The sequence below is a fragment of the Megasphaera lornae genome (genome assembly GCF_000214495.1).
Classification (GTDB): Bacteria; Bacillota; Negativicutes; order Veillonellales; family Megasphaeraceae; genus Megasphaera; species Megasphaera lornae.
In genome coordinates this window covers 1-1,726 of sequence record NZ_AFIJ01000022.1, presented here as the reverse complement: position 1 = coordinate 1,726, position 1,726 = coordinate 1, and the positions used below count along the sequence as shown (strand labels likewise).

General features: G+C 41.5%; 1 protein-coding gene. It reads left to right on the top strand.

The window, feature by feature from the left end; genetic code table 11:
- Positions 1–1,726, top strand: a 1,726-nt coding sequence (locus HMPREF1039_RS08145) for an autotransporter outer membrane beta-barrel domain-containing protein (RefSeq protein ID WP_039891737.1), incomplete at both ends; no start/stop codon positions are given.

The window sequence follows — 1,726 nt, the reverse complement described above, 5'->3', positions numbered from 1 at the left end:
TAACTACGTTGAATGATACCTTTGCCAAGAAAGATGCAAGCAATGTAACGGATGCTACTGCATGGGCAGGAAAACTCGGTACAGGTAAAGTGGAAGCAAATAATGCAAATCTTGTAACCGGTAAGACTGTCTATGATTTCGTGAACCCGGTCAAGACACAAGCGGAAACAAATAAAGCAGATATTGCGACCTTGCAAAAAGGATTCACGCTGAAAGATGTCGGCACAGGAAGCAAGACAGTTATTGCGGAAAGTACGGTAACGGTAACAGGAGATACATACGTTAAAGCAACAGTGAATGATAAAGGTCTGACACTGGGGCTTAATGAAGATGCCCTGAACAGCCAAATCAATACGCAGATTACAAGCAATAGCACCGTAACAGGTAAGATGTCTGCATGGAAGCTCAAAGCTAACGGAGTGGACGGCGAAGGAACGGTGAATAATACGGATAACACCGTTACCTTTGACGTGGCAGAAGCTAATAAAGGATTGACTGTAACTCGTGACAAAAACACGATCAAGTACGGCATTAATGTAGACAGTTTAGCAAATAATATTACAAGTAATGTAGTGACGAACATTAATAACGGAAAAACTGCGATTGAGAATATTTCCGCTAAGTTCTCTGTGACAGACGGTACGAATACGAAAGAGGTTAACTTAGGTAAAGGCAAAAATAATAATGTCAAATTCGTGGGAGAAGCAGGGAAAATTAATGTTGCTGTTGGCGGAGATAATGATGCACCGACGGTAACCGTAGGATTAGCCAAGACATTTACAGATAGCGTTGCCAATAATACGACGAATATAAGTAATATAACGAATAAACTGACTGCCGGATTCAAATTGGCAGGAGGCACCGGAGAAGGGAATGTATCTTTAGGTGGAGAAACAGCGCCGACCGTGACTTTTGCCGGTGATGCAAATATTACGAGCAAAGTAGACGGAATAAAGGTAACGTATAGCTTGAATAAAACCGGACTTACGAATACGTTGAATGATACCTTTGCCAAGAAAGATGCAAGCAATATTGACGGTACTGCTAAGACGAATTGGCTCACCGCGTTAGGCTTAACCGATGCGATGCATGGCTTTAAAGTTAAAGCAGGAACAGGCGATGAACAGGCAATTAAAAACGGGAACACTGTTACCTTTGACGTGGCAGAAGCAGATAAAGGATTGACTGTAATTCGTGACAAAAACACGATCAAGTACGGTATTAATGCGTCTCAATTGGCAAGCAATATTACCAATAATGTAGTGACGAACATTAACAACGGAAAAACTGCGATTACGAATGTTTCCACGGGATTTACCGTAAGTGATGGCAATAATACGCCGTTGGCTATGGAGATGACGAAGGATAAGAAACCGAATCTTCAATTTGTATCCAAAGACGAAAATACAGAAGTAACTGCAGAAAAAACAGCTACCGGCACAAAAGTAACTATCGGACTTAGTGCAGCGGCACAACAAGGATTAGCTAACCAAGATTTGAACTTTGCCGGCACGAGCGGTACGGGTAAGGTTAATTTAAGGACGCAAACATTATCTATTACAGGTGATGCAGACGGTATTATTTCCACGACCGCAACAGGCCAAGGGCTATCTATGACGGTAGATAAAGAAAAATTGGCTTCTACCGTTACAAATACTATTAATAACAATACTAATGCAACGGCGATTACGAATATTTCTGCTAAGTTCTCTGTAACAGACGGTAA